Origin of the sequence: Mangrovimonas sp. ST2L15 (assembly GCF_001280515.1) — a bacterium.
Taxonomy (GTDB): Bacteria; Bacteroidota; Bacteroidia; order Flavobacteriales; family Flavobacteriaceae; genus Mangrovimonas; species Mangrovimonas futianensis.
In genome coordinates this window covers 1,453,248-1,479,521 of the sequence record NZ_LBIQ01000030.1, presented here as the reverse complement: position 1 = coordinate 1,479,521, position 26,274 = coordinate 1,453,248, and the positions used below count along the sequence as shown (strand labels likewise).

At 34.1% G+C, this 26,274-nt stretch carries 27 protein-coding genes; 14 read left to right on the top strand and 13 right to left on the bottom strand.

Translation table 11 applies throughout. The annotated features are described in order from the left end of the window. Positions 1-109: 109 nt before the first annotated feature. From ZA07_RS10435 to ZA07_RS10405, 7 genes are all read left to right on the top strand, one after another. Positions 110-2,251, top strand: coding sequence for an OstA-like protein (locus ZA07_RS10435; RefSeq protein ID WP_231628668.1), 2,142 nt, complete (start codon positions 110-112; stop codon positions 2,249-2,251). A 3-nt stretch (positions 2,252-2,254) separates the two neighbouring features. After that, positions 2,255-3,439: an aspartate aminotransferase family protein gene (locus ZA07_RS10430; RefSeq protein WP_053971625.1), complete on the top strand. Its 1,185-nt coding sequence runs from the start codon at positions 2,255-2,257 to the stop codon at positions 3,437-3,439. 143 nt (positions 3,440-3,582) lie between these two features. After that, complete coding sequence (locus ZA07_RS10425; RefSeq protein WP_053971624.1) at positions 3,583-4,968, top strand: tetratricopeptide repeat protein; 1,386 nt, start codon at positions 3,583-3,585, stop codon at positions 4,966-4,968. Between the two features lie 58 nt (positions 4,969-5,026). Further along, the gene (locus tag ZA07_RS10420; RefSeq protein ID WP_053971623.1) at positions 5,027-6,040 is read left to right on the top strand and encodes a DUF368 domain-containing protein; all 1,014 of its coding nucleotides are present in this window, start codon (positions 5,027-5,029) and stop codon (positions 6,038-6,040) included. Then, positions 6,041-7,063 carry a DUF368 domain-containing protein gene (locus tag ZA07_RS10415; RefSeq protein WP_053971622.1) on the top strand — a complete coding sequence of 341 codons (1,023 nt, stop codon included), beginning with the start codon at positions 6,041-6,043 and terminating at the stop codon, positions 7,061-7,063. It begins immediately after the preceding gene. After that, a complete protein-coding gene (locus ZA07_RS10410; protein WP_053971621.1) occupies positions 7,056-7,796 on the top strand; it encodes a shikimate dehydrogenase in 741 nt (246 codons plus the stop codon). Before ZA07_RS10415 ends, ZA07_RS10410 begins: the two co-directional genes overlap by 8 nt. 92 nt (positions 7,797-7,888) lie before the next feature. Further along, a complete protein-coding gene (locus tag ZA07_RS10405) occupies positions 7,889-9,808 on the top strand; it encodes a DUF349 domain-containing protein (protein ID WP_053971620.1) in 1,920 nt (639 codons plus the stop codon). A 250-nt stretch (positions 9,809-10,058) separates the two neighbouring features. Here ZA07_RS10405 and mazG read toward each other — a convergent pair whose 3' ends face one another. The 4 genes from mazG to ruvX form a co-directional block, all read right to left on the bottom strand. Next, positions 10,059-10,832 (bottom strand): nucleoside triphosphate pyrophosphohydrolase, encoded by a 774-nt coding sequence (gene mazG / locus ZA07_RS10400; RefSeq protein ID WP_053971619.1) that lies wholly within the window; start codon positions 10,830-10,832, stop codon positions 10,059-10,061. Between the two features lie 87 nt (positions 10,833-10,919). After that, positions 10,920-11,345 (bottom strand): DUF5606 domain-containing protein, encoded by a 426-nt coding sequence (locus ZA07_RS10395; RefSeq protein WP_053971618.1) that lies wholly within the window; start codon positions 11,343-11,345, stop codon positions 10,920-10,922. A gap of 40 nt (positions 11,346-11,385) precedes the next feature. Next, positions 11,386-11,976 carry a peptide deformylase gene (gene def / locus ZA07_RS10390; protein ID WP_053971617.1) on the bottom strand — a complete coding sequence of 197 codons (591 nt, stop codon included), beginning with the start codon at positions 11,974-11,976 and terminating at the stop codon, positions 11,386-11,388. Between the two features lie 89 nt (positions 11,977-12,065). Beyond that, the gene (ruvX, locus tag ZA07_RS10385) at positions 12,066-12,476 is read right to left on the bottom strand and encodes a Holliday junction resolvase RuvX (RefSeq protein ID WP_053971616.1); all 411 of its coding nucleotides are present in this window, start codon (positions 12,474-12,476) and stop codon (positions 12,066-12,068) included. A gap of 110 nt (positions 12,477-12,586) precedes the next feature. Here ruvX and ZA07_RS10380 point away from each other — a divergent pair, with 110 nt between their 5' ends. Continuing rightward, complete coding sequence (locus tag ZA07_RS10380; RefSeq protein WP_053971615.1) at positions 12,587-13,402, top strand: 2,3,4,5-tetrahydropyridine-2,6-dicarboxylate N-succinyltransferase; 816 nt, start codon at positions 12,587-12,589, stop codon at positions 13,400-13,402. Between the two features lie 49 nt (positions 13,403-13,451). Here the strand turns inward: ZA07_RS10380 and ZA07_RS10375 are convergent, their stop codons facing one another. After that, complete coding sequence (locus ZA07_RS10375) at positions 13,452-14,231, bottom strand: lipopolysaccharide kinase InaA family protein (protein WP_053971614.1); 780 nt, start codon at positions 14,229-14,231, stop codon at positions 13,452-13,454. Positions 14,232-14,308: 77 nt separating this feature from the next. Here ZA07_RS10375 and ZA07_RS10370 point away from each other — a divergent pair, with 77 nt between their 5' ends. Next, the gene (locus ZA07_RS10370) at positions 14,309-15,370 is read left to right on the top strand and encodes a glycosyltransferase family 9 protein (protein WP_053971613.1); all 1,062 of its coding nucleotides are present in this window, start codon (positions 14,309-14,311) and stop codon (positions 15,368-15,370) included. Further along, positions 15,367-15,954 carry a class I SAM-dependent methyltransferase gene (locus tag ZA07_RS10365; protein ID WP_053971612.1) on the top strand — a complete coding sequence of 196 codons (588 nt, stop codon included), beginning with the start codon at positions 15,367-15,369 and terminating at the stop codon, positions 15,952-15,954. The genes ZA07_RS10370 and ZA07_RS10365 overlap by 4 nt, the downstream gene beginning before the upstream one ends. Here ZA07_RS10365 and ZA07_RS10360 read toward each other — a convergent pair. Both ZA07_RS10360 and ZA07_RS10355 read right to left on the bottom strand, forming a co-directional pair. Next, positions 15,945-16,763, bottom strand: a complete 819-nt coding sequence (locus tag ZA07_RS10360) for a glycosyltransferase family 2 protein (RefSeq protein WP_053971611.1) — start codon at positions 16,761-16,763, stop codon at positions 15,945-15,947. The genes ZA07_RS10365 and ZA07_RS10360 overlap by 10 nt on opposite strands. An 8-nt stretch (positions 16,764-16,771) precedes the next feature. Beyond that, on the bottom strand, positions 16,772-17,590 hold the full coding sequence (locus ZA07_RS10355) for a glycosyltransferase family 2 protein (RefSeq protein ID WP_053971610.1): 819 nt from the start codon (positions 17,588-17,590) through the stop codon (positions 16,772-16,774). Between the two features lie 80 nt (positions 17,591-17,670). On the opposite strand from ZA07_RS10355, the gene ZA07_RS10350 reads away from it, so the two are divergent. Beyond that, the gene (locus ZA07_RS10350) at positions 17,671-18,408 is read left to right on the top strand and encodes a glycosyltransferase family 2 protein (protein WP_053971609.1); all 738 of its coding nucleotides are present in this window, start codon (positions 17,671-17,673) and stop codon (positions 18,406-18,408) included. Here ZA07_RS10350 and ZA07_RS10345 read toward each other — a convergent pair whose 3' ends face one another. Continuing rightward, positions 18,409-19,128, bottom strand: coding sequence for a polysaccharide deacetylase family protein (locus ZA07_RS10345; RefSeq protein WP_053971608.1), 720 nt, complete (start codon positions 19,126-19,128; stop codon positions 18,409-18,411). It lies immediately after the preceding gene. 81 nt (positions 19,129-19,209) lie between these two features. On the opposite strand from ZA07_RS10345, the gene ZA07_RS10340 reads away from it, so the two are divergent. Then, entirely contained in the window at positions 19,210-19,956 is a 747-nt protein-coding gene (locus tag ZA07_RS10340; protein ID WP_053971607.1) for a glycosyltransferase family 2 protein, read from the top strand. Positions 19,957-19,959: 3 nt separating this feature from the next. Here ZA07_RS10340 and ZA07_RS10335 read toward each other — a convergent pair whose 3' ends face one another. Both ZA07_RS10335 and ZA07_RS10330 read right to left on the bottom strand, forming a co-directional pair. Then, complete coding sequence (locus ZA07_RS10335) at positions 19,960-20,745, bottom strand: glycosyltransferase family 2 protein (RefSeq protein WP_053971606.1); 786 nt, start codon at positions 20,743-20,745, stop codon at positions 19,960-19,962. Further along, entirely contained in the window at positions 20,745-21,650 is a 906-nt protein-coding gene (locus ZA07_RS10330; protein WP_053971605.1) for a hypothetical protein, read from the bottom strand. Before ZA07_RS10330 ends, ZA07_RS10335 begins: the two co-directional genes overlap by 1 nt. 93 nt (positions 21,651-21,743) lie before the next feature. Here ZA07_RS10330 and ZA07_RS10325 point away from each other — a divergent pair, with 93 nt between their 5' ends. Then, positions 21,744-22,700: a hypothetical protein gene (locus ZA07_RS10325; protein ID WP_053971604.1), complete on the top strand. Its 957-nt coding sequence runs from the start codon at positions 21,744-21,746 to the stop codon at positions 22,698-22,700. Here ZA07_RS10325 and ZA07_RS10320 read toward each other — a convergent pair. From ZA07_RS10320 to ZA07_RS10310, 3 genes are read right to left on the bottom strand one after another with little or no spacing between them, the layout of a single operon-like run. Further along, a complete protein-coding gene (locus tag ZA07_RS10320; protein ID WP_053971603.1) occupies positions 22,697-23,608 on the bottom strand; it encodes a hypothetical protein in 912 nt (303 codons plus the stop codon). The two genes, ZA07_RS10325 and ZA07_RS10320, sit on opposite strands and share 4 nt — an antisense overlap. A gap of 11 nt (positions 23,609-23,619) precedes the next feature. Next, a complete protein-coding gene (locus tag ZA07_RS10315; RefSeq protein WP_053971602.1) occupies positions 23,620-24,765 on the bottom strand; it encodes a glycosyltransferase in 1,146 nt (381 codons plus the stop codon). Continuing rightward, positions 24,766-25,650 carry a polysaccharide pyruvyl transferase family protein gene (locus tag ZA07_RS10310; RefSeq protein WP_053971601.1) on the bottom strand — a complete coding sequence of 295 codons (885 nt, stop codon included), beginning with the start codon at positions 25,648-25,650 and terminating at the stop codon, positions 24,766-24,768. A gap of 10 nt (positions 25,651-25,660) precedes the next feature. Here ZA07_RS10310 and ZA07_RS10305 point away from each other — a divergent pair, with 10 nt between their 5' ends. Further along, positions 25,661-26,257 (top strand): L-threonylcarbamoyladenylate synthase, encoded by a 597-nt coding sequence (locus ZA07_RS10305; protein WP_053971600.1) that lies wholly within the window; start codon positions 25,661-25,663, stop codon positions 26,255-26,257. The last annotated feature ends 17 nt before the right edge of the window (positions 26,258-26,274 follow it).

Below are 26,274 nucleotides of genomic sequence, written 5' to 3'. Positions count from 1 at the left end.
ATTCAAACCTGCCAAAAGTTTTTTGGCAGGTTTTTTATTATTAAAAAAATCACAACACACGATAAAACATCATATTTATCACTATTTTTGACACCAAATTTTAGCTAGTTTGAAGATATTGAAGTCGTTATTTATTTTTTCCTTTTTTCTATTTGCTACCCAAATTTATTCTCAAGAGCCTAAGAAAATTGAAATAAAGTACGGTGGTTTTTTGGAAATCAAAGAAGAGGAAACACCTGGCTTAAAAGTGATGACAAGGGACGATTCCGGTCAAGTTCATGTAGTTCACGAAGGAGTTGACATGTACTGTGATCAAGCGCTTCTTTACAGCAATGAGAATTTTTTGGAAGCTTACGGGAATGTAAGCATGAAGCAGGGAGACACCATTAATATGACGGCTAAATATGCAGAATATAGTGGTCAAACCAAATTAGCATTTGCCAGTGGTGATGTAGTTCTAACCGAACCTAATTCTACATTGACTACAGACACCCTTTACTTTGACCGGTTAAAACAGCAATCCTTTTATAGAACGGGAGGACGTGTTGTAAGAGATTCTTCAGGAACAATTACCAGTAGAATCGGTCGTTACTACATGGACAGTAAAAAATATCAATTTGTCAAGGATGTCATTCTTGTTCATCCAGAATACACCATCAATACCAACCAACTTGATTTCTATTCGGAATCGGGTTATGCCTATTTGTATGGTCCTTCAACCATTACGACTGCCGATAGTAAAACTTATTGTGAAAAAGGTTTTTATGATACGGAACGGAAAATAGGTCATGGAGTCAAGAATACCCGAATTGATTATGACAACCGAATTTTTGAAGGTGATAGTATGTACTTTGATAACAACCGGAGCTTTGCTTCTGCCACTAACAACATTAAAGTTACCGACACCATCAATAATAGCGTTATTAAAGGCCATTATGCCGAAGTTTACAAAGACAAGGATTCCGTTTTCATCACCAAAAGAGCCCTTGCTATTTCCGTTCAGGAAAAGGATTCCATTTACATGCATGCGGATACCTTAATGGTAACGGGAAAGCCAGAAAAACGGATTACTAGGGCATTTAGAAATGTGAAGATGTATAAATCGGACATGAGTGGAAAAGCAGATTCGATACATGTTGACCACGAAAAAGGATTAACCCAAATGATTAATTTGGCGAGATTATCGTCCAAAGATGCGTTTGCCGTAAAGCGACGTCCTGTTCTATGGAATGAGGAAAATCAAATGACCGGGGATACCATTCACATATATTCCAATCCTAAAACAGAAACAATTGATTCCTTATATGTTTTTTATGATGCCTTTTTGGTAAGTCAAGACACCATAAGTGATGATGGCTTTAATCAAGTAAAAGGAAAAACCCTTACTGGCTTTTTTGATGAGACGAATAAACTTAAAACAGTTTATATCAACAAAAATGCCGAATCTATTTTTTATGCACGCGATGATAAGCAGGAATTAATTGGCATTGACAAAGCTAAATCTGGTAGTATTACTATTGAATTTAACAATGGTGAATTAGAAAGCTATTACAGGGCGCAACAACCAGATGCTATCACATACCCAGAATCGCAATTTCCAAAAAATGCCCGTAAACTGAAAGATTTTGATTGGAGAGGCGACGAAAGACCTATGAGTGTTGAAGATTTATTCTCTGACGACCCTCCTTTGGAATTATCAAAAATCAAAGGTATTGATGATTATGTGCCTCAGGAAGAGTTTTTTGATGAAGAGATGATGGAAAGAATTGAAATGGCAGGTCAAATATCTAAAATCATTTCATCACGAAGTAATGAAATAACACCTCCTGAAACGAAAAATCTACTACTTTACAATAATGAATTTGATAATAAAATTTGGTACAAACATGATTTAAAATTGGAAAACTATGTTACGACTTCTCCAATAAGTGATTTAACTGCAAGTAATGTTATAGGAATAGGAAATAAAGATGGTCATATTCTTCAAGAAATAAATAAAAAAACGGGAACATTCCATTTTTCTGTATGGTTAAAAGGAAAGGGTAATATCAACCTACTTTTTCAAGAAAGTGGACAAGATTACACCCGATACAAATCCATATCTATAGCTTTGACCAATCATTGGAAAAAATATTCCATTACTGAAAAAAAAGATGATGATGGAAACAATCTTAGATGTGTTATAAGTGGCATACAAGCAGAAGACAATTTTTCAATTTGGAATGCAGAATTAGAAGAAATTATAGATTAGGATATGAAGCGTGACTTCTTTAAATATCAAGCCCAAACCTCGCCTAATCCATTGGCCATGGAAATTTCCCATGCGAAGGGATCCTATATATATGATAGTCAAGGAAAGGCTTATTTAGATTTTGTTGCAGGAGTATCTGCCTGTACTTTAGGTCATTGCCATCCTCGTGTAGTTGAAGCTATTAAACATCAGGCTGAAGAGTATCTTCATGTTATGGTATACGGGGAATACATTCAAAAACCAGCTGTTGAGCTAGCCAAATTTTTAGGAAAAAACCTTCCAAGTCCATTAGAAAAAACCTATTTAACAAACTCTGGTACAGAAGCGATTGAAGGCGCTTTAAAACTTGCTAAACGCGCAACCGGCAGAAGCGAGATTATTTCTGCCAAAAATGCCTACCATGGAAATACCATGGGCTCCATGAGTGTTATGGGCCATGAAGAACGCAAAAGAGCCTTTCGCCCATTGCTCCCTGATATTCGATTTATTGAATTTAATAATGAGGAACACTTAAAACTAATTACCAAGCAAACTGCAGGTGTTATTTTAGAAACCATTCAAGGAGGTGCTGGCTTCATTACTCCCAAGAATGATTACTTAAAAAAAGTAAAAGAGCGTTGCGAAAAAGTTGGTGCTTTGCTGATACTTGATGAAATTCAACCTGGTATTGGAAGAACAGGAAAGCTTTTTGGGTTTGAACACTACAACTGTGTACCTGATATTTTGGTTATGGGAAAAGGACTCGCAGGAGGCATGCCTGTAGGTGCCTTCACCGCCTCTACAAAATTAATGGACCTTTTAATGAGTGAGCCTAAATTTGGACATATTACCACTTTTGGTGGGCATCCTGTTATTGCCGCCGCTGCTCTTGCAACACTGAAGGAGGTTACCCAACATAATTTGATGACCCAAGCCCTTGAAAAGGAAGCACTTTTTAGAAAAGAACTGTCTCACCCATTAATAACCGGTATCAGAGGAAAAGGTTTGATGCTTGCAGCCATGACTCCGTCAGCAGATATAACAAATGAAGTTGTTTTGCGTTGTCAAGAAAAGGGATTGATTTTATTTTGGTTATTATTTGAACCTAAAGCAATAAGAATAACCCCTCCCCTTACCATTTCAAATGAAGAAATTATAAAAGGGTGTCAAATCATCAAAGAAGTACTTGATGAAATCCAAAACGGATAAAACCAACAACCAACTGACTATCAAGCTATAACAATTTTAAAATGTCATCGTGTTGATTATTTTGTTAAAAACATTTACAAAATTTTAACGAATGACCTAATTTGAATGCTACATTTAATAGCATAAATCTTATAAATGTGCCTATGGAGTTTAGTCCCAACGAGAACAATGTACCCTTGACAAAGTTCGAGTCAATGCTTAAGACTAACAATGTTTTATTTTTTGATTCAGAGGAATTTGAAGACATCATCCATCACTATCTTTCTTTAGGAAAAATTGCTTTAGCTAAAAAAGCGCTTAAACTTGGGTTGCAACAGCATCCAACCTCATCAAACTTGAAACTTTATAAAGTTGAACTTTATGTGTTTGAAAACAAGTTTGAAGAAGCAGAAGTCCTACTGGATGAGTTACACGACCTTGAACCTACTAATGAGGAGGTTTACATTCAAAAAGCCAATATTTTATCCAAAAAGGATGAGCACGAAAAAGCTATTGAAGTTCTAAAGTATTCTTTAGAATTGACGGATGACGTGGAAGATATTTATTCTCTTATCGGTATGGAATATCTTTTCTTGGACAATTTTGAAGAAGCCAAATTTTATTTCATGAAGTGCATGGAGTGCGATCAAAACGATTTTTCAGCACTTTACAACATGATTTATTGTTTTGATTTTTTGGAGCAACATGAAGAAGCTATTGAATATCTAAATACCTTTTTGGACCAAAATCCCTATTGTGAGGTAGCTTGGCATCAATTAGGAAAACAATACTTTTCATTAAAGGAGTATAAAAAAGCATTGGCCGCCTACGAATTTGCCATTTTTTCTGACGATACTTTTGTAGGAGCCTACCTAGAAAAAGGAAAAGTTTTAGAAAAACTAGGCCGCTATGAAGAAGCTTTGGAATATTACTCTTTAACATTAAAATTAGAAGAACCCACCTCTTTTGCCCTATTAAGAATTGGACATTGCTATGAAAAGCTTAATCAAGATGATTTAGCCATTCAATATTTTACACGTACCGTCCATGAAGATCCCCTTTTAGATAAAGGTTGGCTGGCCATTACAAAGTTTTATACTAAGAAACATAATTACAAGAAAGCCCTGTATTATATCAATAAGGCTATCAATATTGATTCAGAAAATGTTTTGTACTGGAAGCAATATGCCCAACTGAACCATCGTTTGAATTTTCTTGAAGAGGCTGAAAATGGTTATAAGAAAGCCTTAGAATTGGGGAATTATGAACTGAACACGTGGTTGACTAGAGGCGATATTTTATTGAAACTAGGAGAACCTGAAGCCGCCATTTACAACTTTTTACAAGCCATTGAATTCTATCCAGAAAATCCGGAAATAGAATTTAGATTAGGCGGACTTTACTACTTTATCCATGAAAATGATAAAGGAAGATACCATCTGAAGAACGCCATGAAATCAAATTCGGAATACGCGTTTATTTTGGAAGAATTGTTCCCTAATATTTATGAAACAACCCAAGTTAAAAACTTACTGAAAAAGGCAAGTTAAACAAATTGGTGTATCTAAAATTGCATACCTTTGGAATTCGTTTTTTTAATTCCAAAGAATGCAAAGACATCTCAAGGACTATTTTATCATATCCCTAAAGGGCGTTGCTATGGGGGCCGCTGATGCCGTACCTGGCGTTTCTGGGGGAACCATTGCCTTTATTGCCGGTATTTATGAAGAACTCATCAATACTATTGGCAATGTTAATTTTAGTTTATTCACAACCTTTAGAAAACATGGGTTTAAAGCCTTTTGGAATGAACTAAACGGCGGATTTCTTATAGCCCTTCTATTAGGAATTGTCACCAGTTTTGTAACCTTCATGCAGCTGGCTAAATACCTTATTGAATATCACCCAGTTCTAATCTGGTCTTTTTTCTTTGGTTTGATATTGGCGAGCATCTATTTTGTTGGAAAGCAAATAAAAAAGTGGAACCCGCTCACCTTTATTTCAATCATTATTGGGTCTTTAATCGCCTTTTATGTAACAACATTGCCCTCTTTGGGAGGAAATGACCATCCTTTGTTTTTGAGTTTAGCTGGTGCTTTAGCTATTTGCGCCATGATTTTACCCGGTATTTCAGGATCCTTTATATTAGTCATTTTAGGTGCGTATAAAACGCTAAGCGATGCTCTTCACAATTTTGATTTCAAACGGATTTTATTGTTCGTTGTTGGTGCAGTTGTGGGATTGCTCACCTTCAGTAGGGTATTGAAATGGCTCTTCAAAAATTACTATAATACCACTTTGGCCTTATTAACAGGATTTATTATTGGTTCCCTCAATAAAATTTGGCCATGGAAAAAAACCTTAACCGTCCTAAAAAATGACACTGGAGAAGTAGTTCCCTTTCAAAACATATCAGAATTTGGAACATTAGCCGTTTATCAAAAAGACATGCAAAATTTTGAAACCCTGAAAACGGTAACTGAACAGAGCGTTTCGCCATTTCATTATAGTACTATAAATAATCAATTGGTCGAAAGTCAATTGGGATGGGCTATTGTTTTAACCATTTTAGGGTTTTTAACTATTTTCCTATTGGAAAGAATAGGTAACAAACAAGAATAAATGCAACACAAAATAAGGACATTCCAAGACAAATTCTTTCTGGTTCTTAAAGGACTAGCAATGGGAGCTGCCAATAAGGTTCCTGGAGTTTCGGGAGGGGTGGTCGCTTTTGTTGCTGGTTTTTACGAGGAGTTTATTTTTTCCTTACAAAGGATAAACGGAAAAGCCCTTAAGTTATTAATCAATAGACGCTTTAAGAGCTTCTATTTATATACCAATGGCCGATTTCTTAGCCTTCTGATTTTTGGAATGGTTGTCAGCTATTTTAGTGTTTCCAAACTTTTGGATTTTCTTATCAGAAATTATGAATTATATGTTTGGAGTGCCTTTTTCGGTATGATTGTGGGTTCTATACATTATATTAATAAAGACTTTAATGACTGGAATAAGAAGACACGAGCCGCAGTTCTCATTGGAGTAATTGTTGGATTAAGCATTAGTTTTCTTCCCCCAGCGACCGAAAATGATCATCTTCTATTTGTTTTTTTCTGCGGTATGATTAGTGTTACAGGGATGACTTTACCGGGATTCTCTGGGTCCTTTATTCTAATTTTGTTAGGAAATTATGTACTGCTTTTGGTCGATTCCGTTAACGCGCTTTATGATACCATAAAGAATGTCATCCAATGGGATTTCAGTTTCCTTGATAATGAAGAAAGAATGCGAATGTTAAAAATACTGGCCGTTTTCACCATCGGATCCTTGGCTGGATTGGTTACTTTTTCACACATCTTGAATTATATTTTAAAGCATTACAAAAGCATAACAACAGCATCCATTATAGGGTTTATCATCGGTTCGCTAGGAGTCGTTTGGCCTTGGAAAGAAACGGTTTATAAAATAAATGCTTCTGGTGAATTCATTCATGATTCTGGTGGAGCCAAAGTCATTCAAAATTACAGACGTTTTCTTCCGGAATTGACCGGAGAAACATACATCGCTTTTGCATTCATCGTAATAGGCATTGCCATAGTTTGGGGATTGGGTGTCTACGGAGACAAAACCAGAAAGTCATATGAATAAATACGGTCTTTTAGGAAAAAACATTTCTTATTCCTTTTCTAGAAATTACTTTAACACCAAGTTTGAAAGACAAAACATAGATGCCGTTTATGAAAATTTCGATATATCTGAAATTGAAAAATTCCCAGAAATAATAAAAAATAATCGGGATCTAAAGGGGCTAAACGTCACCATTCCTTATAAAGAATCCCTCATTCCATTTTTGGATGGTTTGGATAAAAAAGCTAAAAAAATTGGAGCCGTCAATACGATCAAAATTAATGAAGACGGCAAGCTTATTGGGCACAATACGGATTATTATGGTTTCAAAAACTCTCTAACCCCCCTTTTAAAACCAAAACACAAAAGAGCCCTTATTTTAGGCACTGGAGGCGCTAGTAAAGCCATTGCCTATGCATTAAAAAAGTTGGATTTAGAGTACCGATTTGTTTCCAGAACCGCAAGCAAAAAAGTGGACTTCACATATAAAGGGTTGACTTCGGATATCATCTCCTCTCATCAAATAATTATAAATTGTACCCCACTAGGAACCTTCCCAAAAATTGAAGACCATCCAAACATTCCATACGTAGGTATAACTTCAAATCATATTTTGTACGATCTTATCTACAATCCAGAGGAAACAACATTTTTACGATTCGGAAGAGAAAAAAAAGCAATAACCATCAACGGACTTCAAATGTTAGAGTTACAAGCCGAAAAGGCCTGGAAAATCTGGAATAGGAAATCTTAATACCTCTAAATAGACTTGAAGTCTTTGTAAATATTCAACTTGTTATTATCTTTAACGCTACACATTTTTTATGAACCTAAACATTTTCAGAAATGTCAGAGAAAGATAACCTGCCAGAAGCAGATGGAATAGAAGAAAGCAAACAACCCATCGTTGAAGAAACCAAAAAGGATGAAGTCAGTGCTTCAGAAAATAATGATCATGCCACCGAAGAGGAAGATGATGGTATTTCAGAAATAGATGATTCCAATGCAGAGGACGCAGAGGATGAGGGCAACCAAGATAGACACGTTATAGTCAAAAAGGATTATGACAAAATGTCTATGGATGATCTCGTCGATGAATTGAGCAAACTGGTACAAAATGAAAAGGTTCAAGCCATAAAATCTCATGTAGAAGACATAAAAAATGAGTTCAAATCTAAGTTTGATACTTTTCTGGATGAGAAAAAAGAAGAGTTTGTAAATGATGGAGGAAATGAGATTGATTTTTATTACTCAAGTCCACTTCAAAAAAGATTTAAGGATACTTATAGAGAATACCGTAATAAACTAAATACCCATTATAAAAGTATTGAACGAAGCTTAAAGGATAATTTGGTTGAAAGGGAAGAAATCATTGAAGAGATTAAAGGCTTATTAAATGTTGAAGAAAACATCAATTCAACCTATAAACACTTCAAGGAATTACAGGAAAGATGGAAGCACGCTGGTCCCATACCTCGAGATAGATACAACAATACCTGGAACAATTACCACCATCACGTTGAACGCTTTTATGACTTTTTACATTTAAATAGAGATCTAAGGGATCTTGATTTCAAACACAATTACGAACAGAAATTAAAAATCATTGAACGCGCCGAGGAATTGGCCAAAGAAAATGATGTCAATCATTCGTTCAGAGAATTACAGGTTTTACATAAAATGTGGAAGGAAGAGTTAGGGCCGGTTGGTAAAGAACATCGTGAAGAAGTTTGGAATCGATTCAAAGCGGCAACTAAAGCCATCCATCAAAAAAGGCAAGCCTTTTTCTCAGAATTGGAAAAAGATTACGAGAAGAATCTAGAAAAAAAGCAGGAAATCATAGAAAAAATAGAGGCTGTAACTTCTGGAGGAGCCAAATCTCATAATGAGTGGCAAAAGAAAATTAAGGAAATTGAAGCTCTAAGAGAAGAATTTTTTAGTGCGGGAAAAGTGCCTATTAAAGTGAATGAAGCTACTTGGGCCAAATTCAAACAAGCCGTAAGGACCTTCAATAGAAATAAAAATGCCTTTTATAAGAATCTTAAAAAGGAGCAGTATGATAACCTACAGAAAAAGCTGGAGTTAATTCAAATTGCTGAAGACAATCAAGAAAATGAAGATTTTGAAGCCACTACCCCAATCATGAAGAAAATCCAAAATGATTGGAAAAAAATTGGTCATGTACCAAGAAAAAGCAGTGACAAAATCTGGAAGCAATTTAAAAAAGCCTGTAATCACTATTTTGACAGACTCCATGAAGCCAAAGATGAAGCCAATAAAGAAGGTATGGAGGCTTACAACAAAAAGAATGATCTATTAAAAGAAATTAAAGGGCTTGAATTAACAGGAAATAAGGAAGAAACCATTGAGGTTATAAAAGAATATATAAGTAAGTGGCAAGAAGCTGGAAATGTCCCTTCTAACAAAAGATACATTGAAGGAAAACTTAACAATGCCCTCGACCATATCTTTAAGGAATTAAAAATGGACCGAAGTGAGGCCGAATTAATTAAGTTCGATAATAAATTGGAAGTTCTGAACAATGAAGATGATAGCCGCAGACTGGATAACGAACGAGCCTTTATTAGAAAGAAAATTCAGGAAGTCAAAAGTGAAATCAATCAGTTGGAAAACAACCTTCAATTTTTCTCAAATGTTGACGAAACAAATCCAATGGTAAAAGAAGTCCTTGATAATATTCAGAAACACAAAGACTCTCTTGAAATTTGGAAAACAAAATTGGTTAAAATTAAAGAGTTGTATTAATCAACTCTTTATTTTACCATACCTCTAAAAACAACTAAACCCTATCTGGAGTTTCCAAATAGGGTTTTAGCTTCTAACTAAACTAACTAAACAGTTATTTTTTTCCCAACTAAAAAATAACCTACTTACGTTAAATGACACAATTAAGGTAAGAAATGATTCTGCTATTAATCTACTTATGAATATGAACGTGTCATTTGTTATTATATACGGCGATAAAACTGTTTTGGATTTCGAAGATTAAAAAAAATTATATTTTTTTTGCTTCCTCCCAAAAAACGTCCATTTCTGCGAGGGTCATATCCTTTAATTCTTTGTTCAATTCCTTAGCCTTACCTTCTAAATATTGAAATCTTTTAGAGAATTTTTTATTCGTTCGTTCAAGAGCATTTTCAGGGTTGACTTTTAAAAATCTTGCATAATTCACCATAGAAAACAACACGTCACCAAACTCACTTTCTATGGCATCTTTATTATCCTCAACTATCTCATGCTGCAATTCTTCAATCTCTTCCTTTAATTTTTCCCAGACTTGATGTGGTTCTTCCCAATCAAATCCAACCCCAGAAACCTTGTCTTGTATGCGATTTGCCTTAACCAAAGCAGGAAGGCTTTTAGGAACTCCCTCCAAAACACTCTTCTTACCTTCCTTTAATTTAAGATTTTCCCAATTGCGCTTCACATCCTCTTCATCTTTAACCTTTACATCTCCATAAATATGGGGATGTCTGTCTACCAATTTATCACAAATACTGTGACAGACATCGGCTATATCAAAATCATTGGTTTCACTTCCTATTTTGGCATAAAAAACAATATGTAACAACACATCACCTAGCTCCTTCTTAACCTCTTGCAAATCATTGTCTAAAATAGCATCTCCCAACTCATAGGTTTCCTCAATAGTCAAGTGCCTTAGAGATTCCATGGTTTGTTTTTTATCCCAAGGGCATTTTTCCCTCAAATCATCCATGATATCCAATAATCTATTAAATGCCTTTAATTGGTCTGCTCTTGTATTCATATTTTTATTTTCAAGATAGGTTATAAATGAAAAAAATCTGGTTGAAAGAACCAGATTTTATAAATATTTTTTAAACATATGACAGGACTATTCTTCCTCGTCTGAAGCCTTAACTTTTTCACTAGCTTCAAAGTCCATCATATCGTGTTTTTGTAATAAGTTATACCATTGGATTACTTTTTTGATATCACTCACATAAACTCTGTCCTCATCATAGTCCGGTAATACTTCAAAAAAGTATTCCTCCAATTGATCCTTAGAATCCTTATGAGAAACAGACGTTGCCCCTCCATCTTCCTTTTCCTTAATCTTTTTGAAAACCTCCCTAAGTGGCACCTCTTCTGTTAGCGTATAAACTGCAATTTCACTTAATAGGCTAACATTTTGATGAATACTCACTGATATTTTTTTCTTGTCAATTAAAGATTCAGCAATAAAACCCGTGCGGGTTTGTGTTAATAATTTGTATAATCCTGGTTTACCAGCAATAGATAATACTTTTTCTAAACTCATAAATTTGTAAAGTCTAATTAATTAATCTTCAATAAGGGTGTTATCTTCTTTTTTTCATATTTGGAAACTTCATTCTGTAGTCCACTTTGATATTTCCTTTGGAAATATTGGATAGTTTCCCTTTTATTAAACGTTTCTTCAAACTGGAAAGTTTATCAGTAAAAAGAATGCCGTCTATATGGTCGTATTCATGTTGGATAATTCTAGCCGCCAATCCTTCAAAAACTTCGGTATGGGATTCAAAATTTTCATCTTGATATTCCATCGTAATTCGCGGTTTTCTAAACACATCTTCTCTCACATCTGGAATGCTCAAACAGCCTTCATTAAATGCCCATTCATCACCTTCTTCCATTAAAATTTTCGCATTGATGAACGTTTTTTTAAACGTTTTTAAATAAGCTTGCTCATCATCTGAAAGAGATTCGTCTTCTGCAAATGGAGAAGCATCCACAACAAACAATCTGATGGCCAAACCAATTTGTGGTGCTGCCAAACCAACTCCGAATGCTTGATCCATAGTCTCATACATATTATCAATCAGTTCATTTAGCTTGGGATAATCTTTACTTATTTCCTCCCCTACCTTTTTTAAAACCGGATCTCCGTATGCAACAATTGGTAATACCATTTTAATTCATTTATAATTGGGCACAAAAATACAATTCTTAAAGCTTAATCACATAATAATTATGGGATTTAAGAAAGCTTTAAACATCTCTATTGATTATACAGGTAACTTTGAAGAATTAGGGTGGCGCTAATTTCATCAATTAACGATTTGTCTCTCCGCTTTTTTTTGGACAATCCACTATCAATCATGGTTTGAAAAGCCATTTTTGAAGTAAACCTCTCGTCTACTCTCTCTATGGGTATTTTAGGAAATTGGTTTTGAAGTTTCTCCAAAAAAGGTTTAATTAAGACTTCACTTTCAGACTCTTGATTGTTCATCTGTTTAGGTTCCCCAACAATGAACTTTTCCACTTGCTCCTTCTCACAATAATCTTTAAGAAAAGGCAACAACTCTTTGGTTTCAACGGTAGTCAAACCAGAGGCAATGATTTGAAGTTCATCAGTTATTGCAATTCCTGTGCGTACCTTTCCATAATCTATGGCCAATAATCTTCCCATTCTGCAAATTTATAATAAGTATCCATTATGAAGCTATTTTTCCAAATTATACTGTTTGCACTATTGATATTTGATCTAAACTGTATCTTTGCACAAATAAATTTTTTGAGATGACCGATTTAAAAAACATTATAGAAAAAGCTTGGGATGATCGTTCCTTGCTAACAGAAGAAACCACCATTAACGCTATAAGAGAAGTGATTTCACTTTTAGATGCAGGTGTTTTAAGAGTTGCTAATCCTACTGAGGATGGCTGGCAAGTAAATGAATGGATTAAAAAAGCAGTAGTTTTATATTTCCCTATTCAAAAAATGGAAACCTTTGAAGTTGGAATTTTCGAATACCATGATAAAATTCCATTAAAAACCGGATATGCTGAAAAAGGAATTAGGGTTGTTCCTCATGCTGTAGCACGTCATGGTGCTTACATTTCTAAAGGAGTTATTATGATGCCAAGTTATGTTAACATTGGCGCTTTTGTAGATGAAGGAACTATGGTTGATACCTGGGCTACCGTTGGTAGTTGTGCACAAATCGGCAAAAATGTACACCTTTCTGGAGGCGTTGGTATTGGTGGCGTTTTAGAGCCATTGCAAGCAGCTCCTGTTATTATTGAGGACAATGCTTTTATAGGTAGTAGATGTATCGTTGTGGAAGGCGTAAAAGTAGAAAAAGAGGCTGTATTGGGTGCCAATGTAGTTTTGACTGCTTCAACAAAAATAATAGATGTTACAGGCGATGAACCTGTGGAAATGAAAGGTATTGTTCCTGCTAGATCGGTGGTTATTCCAGGAAGTTATTCTAAAGAATTTGCTGCAGGAACCTTTAATGTTCCATGTGCTTTAATCATTGGTAAAAGAAAAGAAAGCACTGATAAAAAGACTTCTTTAAACAACGCGCTTCGTGAATATGACGTTGCGGTTTAAAATAAATTTAACCGAATTTGAAAACCCAAAGGTGTAACGCTTTTGGGTTTTATTTTTTAAAATTCATTTTCCTTCCGCTTCTTCTAAGTTTTTTACTATCTATTTTCTTTTGGAAGGCCCTACTATGCTTTAACATAGCATCATAAACTTCACTCTCAGGTCTATTACATAGCTTGGCATATTTTTTTGACATGATGTCAACCATGGTCTTGGAAAGCCACAACCGCCTAAAATTGTGCATCCGTTTTTCAAAACCCATCGGTTCAAATACCATACGATTCAAATCGATTAAGAAGAATTGATATGTTCCTTGGCCTTGATTCAAAATCAAAGTATTTCCAGGAGAATGATCTAAAAAATTAATACCATTCTCATGTAATTGAAAAGTAAACTCGGTAAATTGCTCTAAGATATTTTGGCGATCCGGAAACCGAGGTTGATGAATCAAATCCCTAAAGTCAAAATCATAGTCTATATGTTTGCTTACATAGAAACTGGAATCCAAACCTACAGATGAAAAATCTTCAACAAAAGCAATTGGAAACGGCGTAGAAATCCCCAGATTTATAAGTTTTCTCGCATATTCAAATGACCTTTTGGCCTTCGATTCTCTAAGATACTTATAAACAAATGCTTGAAAAAATTGTGGTTTTTTAAACGATTTGATGTTAATAATCTCACTACCTAATGAAAAGGATTTAATAATATTTCTTCCTCCATCTAAAACCAGATCCCCTTCCTTTTTGAATGATTCAATACAATCCAAAATTTCAGATTCAAATTCCTTATAATCAGGATGAACAACCACATGTCTTTTAGAATCACTCATACGCGATCAAAGATATATGAATTGATTTTTTAATAAAAGGAGAAAAAGCAATAATTTGCATGTATGTTTACACATCAATGAAGAAAATACTGGTCATACAAAACAAGCGAATTGGAGATGTTTTAATCGCATCTGTTATCGCTCAAAACATCAAAAAGGTTTTTCCAAAATCTCAGGTTGATTATCTGGTATATGATTATACAGCAGATGTCATAAGACATAATCCGGCCATTGACAACATCATTGAAATCAATGAAAAAGAACTTAAAAAAGCCGACAATCTTATACAGTTAGCCTTAAAAATAAGGAAGGATAAGTATGATATTATTTTTGATCCTTATGCCAAATTGCAAAGCCGAGTTATTTGCCTATTATCCAAAACCCCTACAAGAATTGGTTTTAAAAAACGAGAAAAAAAACCACCTTTAAACTTTTACACACATAATATTCCCTTACTAAAAAAGAAATCTAAAAGTTGTGGAAAAGCCATTGAAGATCGTGTGAATATGGTTAAATCGGTCTTTGACCTTATGGAAGACCAAATTGACTACGAACCCAAAATTGTTTTAACAGAAAAGGAAAAAAATTACAATAAAGTAGATTTATACAAACCTTGCATTATGCTTGGAGTTTTGGGTAGTACACCCCAAAAAACCATGCCTTATGATTTTATTGTAGAAATTATTAACTTTATAACTAACACCTACAACCTGAATATCATATTTAATTATGCCCCACACCAAAAGGATGAAGCCTTAATAATTTATAACCAGTGTGAAAATAAAGACAAGATTATTATAGACATTTATGAAGACAGCGTAAGGGGATTAATTAAGCTGTTGAACCAATGCCAATTACTAGTAGGAAACGAAGGAGGTGTGGTTCATATTGCCAAGGCATTGAATAGACCAACTTTCACCATTTTTTCTCCTTATGTCAATAAAGATCATTGGGCCACTTTTGAGGATGGCAAAATACATCAATCGATTCATCTTTTAGAGGAGAAACCCAACCTGTATGATTCTTTTACTGTTGAAGAAAGACGAAAAATAGAAAAAGACCCCCACGAGCTTTATAAAAAATTAACCCCTGATATGATTATCCCCAAATTGAAATCATTTTTAGAGATGAATTTATGAATACAATAGATAGATTTCATTCTTGGAGAAGAAAACTCCGCTGGGATAAGCAGTATAAATCAGGCCGTTGGGATTTACTTAAGGATGAGTCTGAAAGTGTGAGATACCTTACCATTTCAGAGCATATTAGAACCTATGGTATTTCAAACCCTGATATTTTGGCTCTAGGTTGTGGAGAGGCTATTTTATTGGATTATTTACTTCCTGAAGATTACAATCTTTTTTATGGCGTAGATTTTTCAGCGATTTCGATTGAAAAAGCTATTAAAAAGCAACATTTTAAAGCTCAATTTGAAACCAACGATGTTCAATTGTTTGAACCAAGACAAAAGTTTGACATCATCATTTTCAATGAGATTTTTTATTACATCATGGATTCCAAGAAAAAACCAGTTCTAGAAGTGATGAAATCCTATCTGAATCCCAACGGTATTATAATAGTTTCCATGTTTAGAGAACGCCCTGAATGTTGGGACTTTTTTCAACGAAAAGACCTTCACTCGGTTGATTTTAAAACTGTAGAAAGTGAAGTTTCAGATAAATATTGGAAAATCGGTGTGTTTTCTAAAAAGCTTCAGGACTGATTGATACCATAATCTGTCCAGGTCTTTTTCTTTGATTTGGTTTCCTTTCTTATTTGTTTGTTCCGGTCGAAATCTACAGTATTTTTATACCCTCTTTCATGATGCAAATGAACACAAATCAAACTGTATCTGGCCTGAATAGGTTTAATTCCTAGATTCATTAAGCGTTCACCCAGTTCCCTATCTTCCCCTCCATATTTCATGCGCTCATCAAATCCATTTACCGCTAGAATGTCTTTTTTCCAGCCTGATGCATTCATCCCATCCCATGTGGCTTTGGTAGGAGTCCATTGATTAAGTAGATTCTCCTTTAATCCCCTAGATGTCAATTTGTTCAATTTAAAATTTTTCTTTAACCCTTGCTTGATCAACCAAAACTTATCAAAACAATATTGATTACTTATATCCTCTTTTGAAATCTTTTCGGAAATCATTTTAGGTAATTTAAAATAGCCCCCAGACAAGAACGCTTTGGGCTTTCTTAAAGTCAAATGTTTTTCTACAAAATCCTTCCTTGGGATGCAATCACCATCAGTAAAGATTAGATAAGGCGACTTGGACGCCCTTATGGCCTTATTTAAAATTCGGTTCTTTTGAAACCCTTCGTCTTCTTGCCAAATATGCTTTATGGCATAGGAGGTTTGCTTTTTGAAGTTTTGAACGATTTGATAAGTATCCATTTTTGAACCATCATCGGCTACAATAATCTCGAAGTTTTGATGTGTCTGTTGCGCATACCCCAATAAAACCTTGTACAACCAATCTGGTTGGTTATAAGTACTGATTATTATTGATGCATCATATTTCATACATCAAACTACTTTTTGACGATTCCAAAGTCGGTCCAGACTTTTTTCTCATCTTTAGTTTCCTTTCTTATCTGCAGGTTTTTGTCTATGGAATCTTGATTTTTATAGCCTCGTTTATGATCCAAATGCACACAAACTGCACTGTATCTTATTTGTTTGCTTTTAATTCCGCAATTAAATAATCGCTCTCCCAACTCTCTGTCTTGGCCTCCATATTGCATTCTCTCATCAAACCCATTAATAGCAATAATATCCTTTTTCCATCCCGAGGCGTTATGACCATTCCAACTGGCATTAGTAGGTGTTACATAATTTAAAAAAGCAGCTTTAAATCCCGAAGCAGTTAACTTATTATTCTTGAAAGACGATTTTAATCCATGATGCTTTAACCAAGCGACATCAAAACACTTCCCTTCATTAATATCTTCTTCAGTAATGAGTTTTGAAATATTCATGGGCAACATAAAATAACCTCCAGAAATAAAAAACCCTTCCTCTCTATACTTAACGTGTTGTTCAACAAAATCTTGCCTAGGAATGCAATCGCCATCAGACATCAAAATATAATCTGTGGTACATGCAACAATGGCTTTATTCAAAATTTGTGATTTCTGAAAACCGTTGTCTTCATGCCAAATATGCTGAATTTTATAAAATACCTTATTTGACATTTCCTCAATCAAATCAAAGGTTTCTTTACCCGACCCATCATCTGCAATTACTATTTCAAATTGTCTATAAGTCTGGTTATTATATCCAATAAGAACCTTTTCTAACCATTCAGGAGAATTATATGTACTTATTACTATTGATGTGTCAATTTTCATGAAAATACTGCTGTTAAAAGGCCATTTATTTGATACCACAAAGATAAAGTTATTTTAATAACTTTGCCTTAAAACAGCCTATGCCTACCTTATCGGTCATCATTCCTACCTTTAATGAGGAACACTATATTGCTGATGCGTTGCATTCGGTCCAATTTGCTGATGAGATATTAGTCGTAGACTCCATGAGTACCGACAAAACAGTGCAAATAGCCAAATCCTTTGGAGCCCGAGTTTTACCTAGAAAATTTGACAACTTTTCCAATCAAAAAAACCATGCTTTATCCTATGCTACTGGGGATTGGATTTTGTTTGTTGATGCTGATGAAAGGATCACCTTTCCTTTAAAAAAGGAAATTTATGATGCGATGGAAAAAGGTACACATACTGCCTACAAACTTAATTTCCCCCATTTTTTTATGAATCGGTTTTTATATCATCACGACAATGATGTAACACGTCTGGTTTTAAGAGAAAAATGTCATTTTGAGGGATTGGTGCATGAAAAATTGATTGTAGATGGCAGCATCGGAAAACTTAAAACTCCAGTACTACATTTCACCTATAAAGGCTTAGCACATTATATCGGTAAAAAAGATAGCTATGCGTGGTTTCAGGCTGAACAATTATTGAAGAAAAATAAAAAGGTTACTTATTTTCATTTAGCTTTTAAACCGTTTTACCGCTTTTTCAGTAGTTATATTTTAAGGGGTGGATTCTTGGATGGCATTCCAGGATTAGCCATTGCGAGCATCAATGCTTATGGTGTTTTTTCCAGATATGCCAAATTGATGTTACTGAAGAAAAACATGAGTTAACTAAAACCAACTTTTTCCTTTTTTAAGCCGTTTAATAAAAGTTTTCAAATCATACTCTCCCTTCACGTCAATACGCTGTATCTCATACAAATTTTTAAACGGATATTGATTGACGCGATTTCCGATTCTTAATCCATATCCTATTTTGTTTTCATGAAGGAGCCTAAAAAAAGTTGTTTGCTCTTCTCCTTTTTTAGGATATTTCCCATACGGATAGGCCAAAGTATTATGAACAACTAAGCTATTATTCTGAATAAATTCCCTACAGAGATCAAAATCCTCTTGAATTGCTTCTACACTCATTTGATCATATTTCCCATGATTAAAACTATGAAGCCCCAACTCAACTATTTCTTCATTTAAGGATTTTAATTGGTCAATCGTCATGATTTTTTCCTTACCTGTATTCCAATTATCCAAGCCACCAACATAAGCAAAGGGAATATAAAAACAGGCCTTTAGTCCATATTTCTCCAATAAGGGATAAGCATGAATTAATTGATTTTCATAGACATCATCAAATGTAATAATGACTGCTTTTTCAGGAAAATCAGCCTCAGATTTAAAAACGGACAAATCTTTAAAATGCACGGAAGTGTACCCATGACTTTTCAAATAAGCAAATTGCTCCTCTAGTTTTGAAACACTAACCGTCAATCCCTCACTTTCATTAGTGCTATCTACTACATTATGATACATCAAAACAGGTAATTTTGCCATGGTTTAGGTTTTAATTCAAATAAATTTAAGCTTATTTCTTACTTTTGACACAAAGATAATAAGCCCATTCCAGAAACCAACATGATAAGCGCGGTTGCCATCACTTACAACGAAAGCCAGAATATTGAGCGATACATTAAAAGCTTATCATTTGCCGACGAAATAATTATTGTAGATTCCCATAGTACAGACAATACGGTTTCACTAGCAGAATCCTTGGGAGCCAAAGTGATTCAAAGAACGTTTGAAAATTTTTCAGATCAAAAAAACTTTGCGCTTTCATTGGCCAAACATGACTGGGTTACCTTTTTTGATTTGGATGAATTAATCAACTCAGGTTTAGCTGATGAAATAATTTCTACGGTTAAAAACGAACCTAAATTCCAAGCGTATGAGGTGAAAAGGAACTTTCACTTTATGGGAAAACGTATTAAACATTCTGGTTTTCAAACCGATAAGGTTGCTCGCCTGTTTAACAAAAATTATTGTCATTACAATTCCAACTTGGTTCATGAAACTTTAGTATGTGAGAGCTCCACAGGCGCTTTAAACCAACCTTTGGAGCATTATGGCTATCAAGGGTTTGACCATTACAACAGCAAGTTAACCCAATACAGTGACCTACAAGCTAAAGATTTATATCAAAAGAATGTCAGGCCCAATTTGTACCACTTTCTATTTAAACCGTGGTACAAATTTGTTCAAAATTTTGTTTTCAGATTAGGTTTTTTGGATGGTAAAGAAGGGTTTATTCTCTGTTATGTTAATGCTTTTGCCGTTTTTAAAAGATACATTAAACTATGGTTAATGTACAGGCACCTGAATTAAAGATTATAAATATTGGTCTATTCCCAATTTACACCAAGTGATATTGTTTTTAATGGTCTCCTTTTCAATTTTATCATTTCGATCTAATTGATCTCTTGATTTTTCTGGGTGAAATATATGAAATACAATACCCCTATACCTCAATCGCCTTCCATTGACACCAGAATTAAGTAAGCGAATTGCAAATTCTGAATCTTCTCTACCCCATCCTTGAATGGACTCATTATAACCATTTACCCTTATGGCATCTTCTCTAAAGTAAGATGTATTACATCCTCTATATTTGTTTGAAAATTCAGAATGCTCTTTATATAATGAGCTTAATAGAGGTAGGTATAGAGCTCTCGTTCTTTTCTTTATTCCCTTAGAAAATGGAGAAAACTTTACCTGTTTATTTTCAAACAAGGTTTCTAAATATTTTTTTTGAATATTTACCCGGCTACCATATAAATACATATTGTTTGAAGCAAAACTCAAATGGTCATTCACAAAATGCCTATGTAGAATACAATCTCCATCCGCTTGAATAATATAGTCACCACTAGCTTCAGCAATTGCCTTGTTTAGAATGACCGCCTTTCTAAAACCTTTATCCTCATGTCTAACATGAATTAAAGGAATCTCAAACTTTTCCGAATAAGTGGTCAATAATGATTTAGTTTCCTCATCCTCCCCATCTTCAGCAACAATAATTTCACTTGGCATCTTCGATTGATTTTGAATACTTTTCAAAACCAATTCCAAAGCTTGAGGCCAATTATAGGTACTTATGATTAATGTACTTGTCATTAGAAATAGGATTCGAATTCAGGCTTCTTACCCAATTTGAAAATCTTTAAATGTTTAAACCATTGACCAAAATTCTTTTTAGCTAAAAAGAATTTAGAAGGCTTTAAATGAGGTGCATTTTCAACTTCCCTTTTAACATCAATTAAGTCCTTTGATTTGAAATACCCTAAGGATTTCCAAAGGTCTTTGTTACTTAAATAAAACAAATCAGAAAACTGCTCATAGTTTGTGTCGTTAGCCTTTTTCCATTTATCAAAGAATTCCTCATTGATTTGATGACTGTGACCCCAATTTTCCAATTTAAAAGCAAGGTCTTTTTCTGTTCTTGCTAAACATTCATGTATTAACAACGCATCTGTGTAAATAATACGTTCCTTAGTCTTTCTCGCTACTTTGTAATTGGGGTAATTGGTAGCTATTACCATCTTAGTAGGATTTTCCACATATAGAACCCCCGTTTCCAGATTCTTATAAAGATTTAAATGCCATCCCCCTAGTTGAATGGGATGGGTTTCTGGTCGATCTAAATAATGATTTAATGTTCTTAATTTGGCAACAAATGTTTTAAAATCTGTAAAGACCTCATCTGCATCAATTTGCACCAACCAATTTCCAATGCCCATTTTCATGGATAGCATATACCTTTCTCTTGTATCGTTTTGAAGTGGAGATAGTTCAGCCACATAAAAATTATCCTTGTAAACTTGAATTTTCCCCTTTTGATCGAATGCTTCAAGCCACTTAAAAAAAGAATCCTCTATAGTAAATGATTTTCCAGACCATGTTCGCATTTCTTGATCCAAAGCCAAGAAAATAGAATCTGCTTCATCATACACCGCTGGAATAGATTTTTTGAGTTTCTCATAATCATAGGACAATAGAAATCCCACTTGGATCTTTTTCATAGAACTTGAATGTTTCAAACAAAAATATAAAAAACATTAGGCTAGGTCATCAATAAATTAATTTCCTTTATTTTTAACTCAAATTCCTGATAAATGCCTCAAAAAATTTGCATCATAAGTTTTGATCATTGGAATTATGATTATCACATCGTCAATTGCCTAAATAACCTTGGGCATGTAGCACATCATATCAAAATTGGAGACTACCAGCACCAAAGCCTTAAAGACAAAATAACGAATGCATTAAGTAAAACTTTCGCCAAAAAGAACCTGAAAAAAATAAGAAGACAGGAGTATATTATCCAAAGATTAAAGGAACTTGGTCAACAAGATCAGATATTGGTGATCAACCCCGAGATTATTGAGTTGAAATACCATCTCAAGATCAAAGAATTCACAAAAAACTATATGGCCTACCTTTATGATAGTATGTCCAGATATTCCGTTGACCATTTATTGAACGGGGTTTTTGATAAAATTTATTCCTTTGACCTAGAGGATATAGCGAAATACGGTTTCCTTCCAACTTCAAACTATAATTACATTGATAAAACTATTGAAACTAAAGAGGTTTACGATATAGGTTTTGTCGGTTCTTATGACGACCGCTTTGATGAATTAATTTCTCTATTGAAAAACTTAAAACCATACAATATTAAGCATAGATGCATTGTGGTTGGAAAAGAAAGAAAACTTTCAAAACTCATTGAATCTTACGGTGATCTTATTGATTTCCAATTTCAACCACTTTCACAAAATGAGATGCTAGCATTTTATGAACAATGCCATTGCATTATTGATTTGATCAGAAAAAATCAAACAGGCTTAAGTTTTAGGTTTTTTGAAGCTATGGGTTTAAGAAAGAAAATCATTACTAACAACAAATCTGTTAAGGCATATAACTTTTATAAACCAGAAAACATTTTTGTTTTGGAAGATTCAAAAGTACCCTCAAAAGCATTTATATCGACTGATTATGAAAGTTTACCAGAAGAAATATATCAAGAATACACTTTAAAATCATGGGTGACAAATATCTTTAGTCTTTAATATCGGTCAAACATGTCTTTCACATAATTTTCAAATTGATCTTGAAAATAGAAATCCCTACCATTGGTTGTCGTCGGAAAAATAACGGGAAAATCTGGAAAGGCCTCCAATAATCTTGGCACCTTTAAGCCTTCTGCAATGGCATAAGCCATAGTTTGATTACTGATGTAAAACCTTGAAGCTTTTATTATTTGAGCCATTTCCAAGAAATCCTTAACATCATAAAACTCCAAATTTGGGATACTCTTATGAAGCTCCTCATACTCCTCCTTAGTCCCCAAAAAAAGTAAATCATTATAATTCTTTAAAAATCCATAATCCACAAAACTATTCCTTGCCCTAAAAGTTCTTACAATAACAACCTTATTCTTTACTTGTTCATGTGGCGTTACTTCCAAATAAGGTTCTGTCATATCCGCATGAATACCCGTTACATGAAAATACCATCTAAAAGAATGAAATTGATTTGAGATAGGTAACGCCCTAAACAAATCTAAATCAACATCAATGGACTCCCCTTGGTAAGGTTTTACCGACTTTAAATAAGTTTGAGCCTTCAACAGGGGCTCCAACATATTATATGACCTTTTAGAAATTAAAGTATTACCAGAAGGGTGTTTGTAATAGTTCTCATTATACTGTTCATCTAACTTGACATACAAATGGCACTCTTTTGTTTTGGCAAGTTCTTTAATGACAGGTAGGGCATATAGTAAATCTCCCATATGACCGGAATGCACAAAATTAAGGGATGTTTTTGTAGCGATCTGATTATTAATTCTGCTTAACTCATTAATTAAGCTTGGAGAAAATTTTTCCCTTACTTTATCCTGTCTGATCTCTTGTTTAATTTCCAAATACTTGTCCCTATCAACAAGCTTATACCATGTCTTTTTTATCTTTTTCATTAATCCCAATCTTATTCAATTTCAAAAATACTATCTAGTTTAGAGTAAACCTGCTCTTTGGAGAATTGTTCATCAAAAAAAGAATGAGCTAAACTACTATGCTCCTTATAAAAATCTATATCATTCAGAAGTTTATCTATGAAACCAGAGAACTTTGTTGGAGAATTTGTCACTAAACAACCGTTCCTTGTTTTGTTAATTAAACCATCCACTCCCCTCTCGTTACACACTACTGGCAGTCCATGAGACAAGGCTTCAACGACCTTAATCTTTAATCCGGTTCCACTAAACATGGGACAAATAACAACCCTTGCTTGCGCATAAACCTCTGTCAAATCCTCTACATATCTAATCTTCTTAATTTGGTCACCATCTGAAATGAAATCTCCAACTTTACCTACTACCGTAATTTTCAAATCGTTTGACAACATTGGATAAACATGATCAAAAAACCAACGAGCTCCAATACGATTATGTTCATTATCACTTGCTACATAAAGGATATCAATACTCTTTTCAACGTGAAACTCATTTTTTTGCTGAATATGAGGTACTAAATCTACCTTACTACTTAGAAATTGTTCAAATAAGTACTTTTCCTCAATTGAAATCGCCCAAACCCTATCCATTGCATCCAATAATTGCATCTCAGCGCTAAAAAAACTACCTAATTCAAAAGATTTGTAAGATTTAAATTGTGAGGTTAGCAAATCATGAGTATCTACTATGATTTGGGAATCTTTTAAATGAGGATTATTTAATATTAAAGGAATCCAGCATGAATAGGAAATAACAACAAAATCATAATTGTTTCCTTTAAGGATCTCATTAAATGCTTGTTGATGTCCTAATTTTCTTCTATCAAAGGCTTTAGGAATTTTAGACATTTTTTTAGGTAGTGATACTTGAAAAAGGTATTTGAGGCCTCCGCTTTTAGTATCAGGTAACAGCCAACAATTGTTTACAAATCCAAGATTTTTCAGACTTTCCAGTTCTGATAAAGAAATTCCTTCCTTTTGTTCACCTACAAAATCAACTTCAAATTCCCTCTCCCTGAAATATTTCAATAAAGCAAGCGCCCGAGCATTATTACCCTGATGAAGCTGAAGTGGGTTCTCAGGATAAAAAAAAAGAATTTTCTTGGTATCCTTATTCATCTATGACAGGTATTTTTTAATGAATTCCTGTTTTTTACTTTCCAATTGGCTTACGATTTCCTTAAATCGATCATCAGATGATAACGTAAAAGGCACCAATTGATGATTTTGGAATTTCTCCAAAATTTTCTTTTGATTTCGTGCCTGGTACCAGGAAGGGACCAACTTATATTTTAATTTCTCTCTCTTTATTTCAGTATCGATATATTGGCTCTCATAAATTCCTACAGAAAACATCCAATCATTCCATTTCCATTCGGCTACCTTATCACCTTCCATTTTATGAGAGTAGAATTTAAATCGTTTCCAAGGAACTCTTAGTGCATCGGCAATAATCGCACCATGCATTGCTTCAGAAATAACATACTTACTTGCAGCAATCTCCTCAATGAACCCTTCTACATCATCACCTGTAGGTAAAATAAGATTCCAAGAATTAGCCTTACAGATTGCATTCCAATCAACCTTATCCACAGATTGATAATAAGGAACAACACTCACCTCATGTCGCTTAGGCATATTGATATATTTTTCATATTGTTCAAGGAGCGCAATAAAATAAGCTCCATCTGTAATAAAATTATCGGCTTGCCTTTGCAATCTTAAAGAACTAAAAGGCCCTCTTAAGAACATCAAATCCCAAGATTCGTCAAAAACCAAATCCTCATCAATTGATCTCAAACCAGTTCCAAAAACAACCTTCTTCGAAAATTCTGATGCCTTATGAAGATAGTTTGAATCCCTCATTAAAATAGACCCGATACCCAAAAAGGCAATATCACTATTTTCATCAAGAAATTGATCCCCAAACACCTTTGGCCAAAGCCATTTATTTAAATCGTCTCCAAAATTTCCTTTATTGGACGTATAATAAATTAGATTCATTTAATTTTGCATGAATTTCAAAGATATAAATAAGTTGAATACTGCATTTCAAAAAGAACTAGTAAATTCTCTGGAAACCCTTAAACAAGGTGGTACCCTTCTCTATCCAACAGATACTGTTTGGGGAATTGGCTGCGACGCTACCAATTTTGACGCCATCAATAAAATTTATGAACTTAAGCGCCGTTCTGAAAGTAAATCTATGATTTGTCTTGTAAGCGACTTTAAGATGTTAAATCAGTATGTTGAGGATGTTCCTGAAGTTGCCTATGACATTTTAAAATATGCCGTAAAACCAACAACTATTATTTATGATAGGCCCATAAGAGTAGCTGAAAATTTGGTAGCTGCAGATGACACACTTGCCATTAGAGTTATACGCGAAGGTTTTGCTCATCAACTCATAAAAAAGTTAAGAAAACCTCTTGTTTCTACTTCTGCAAATATCAGTGGTGAAAGTACTCCAAAATCCTTCAAAGAAATTAATGAGGAGATTTTAAAAGGTGTAGATTATGTGGTAAATTTGCCGAATGTAAAATCTGGAACGAACCCATCAGCAATAATCAAATTAAGCAATGATGGTAAAGTTCAAGTGATTAGAAAATAACAACCTTTTACAACCAA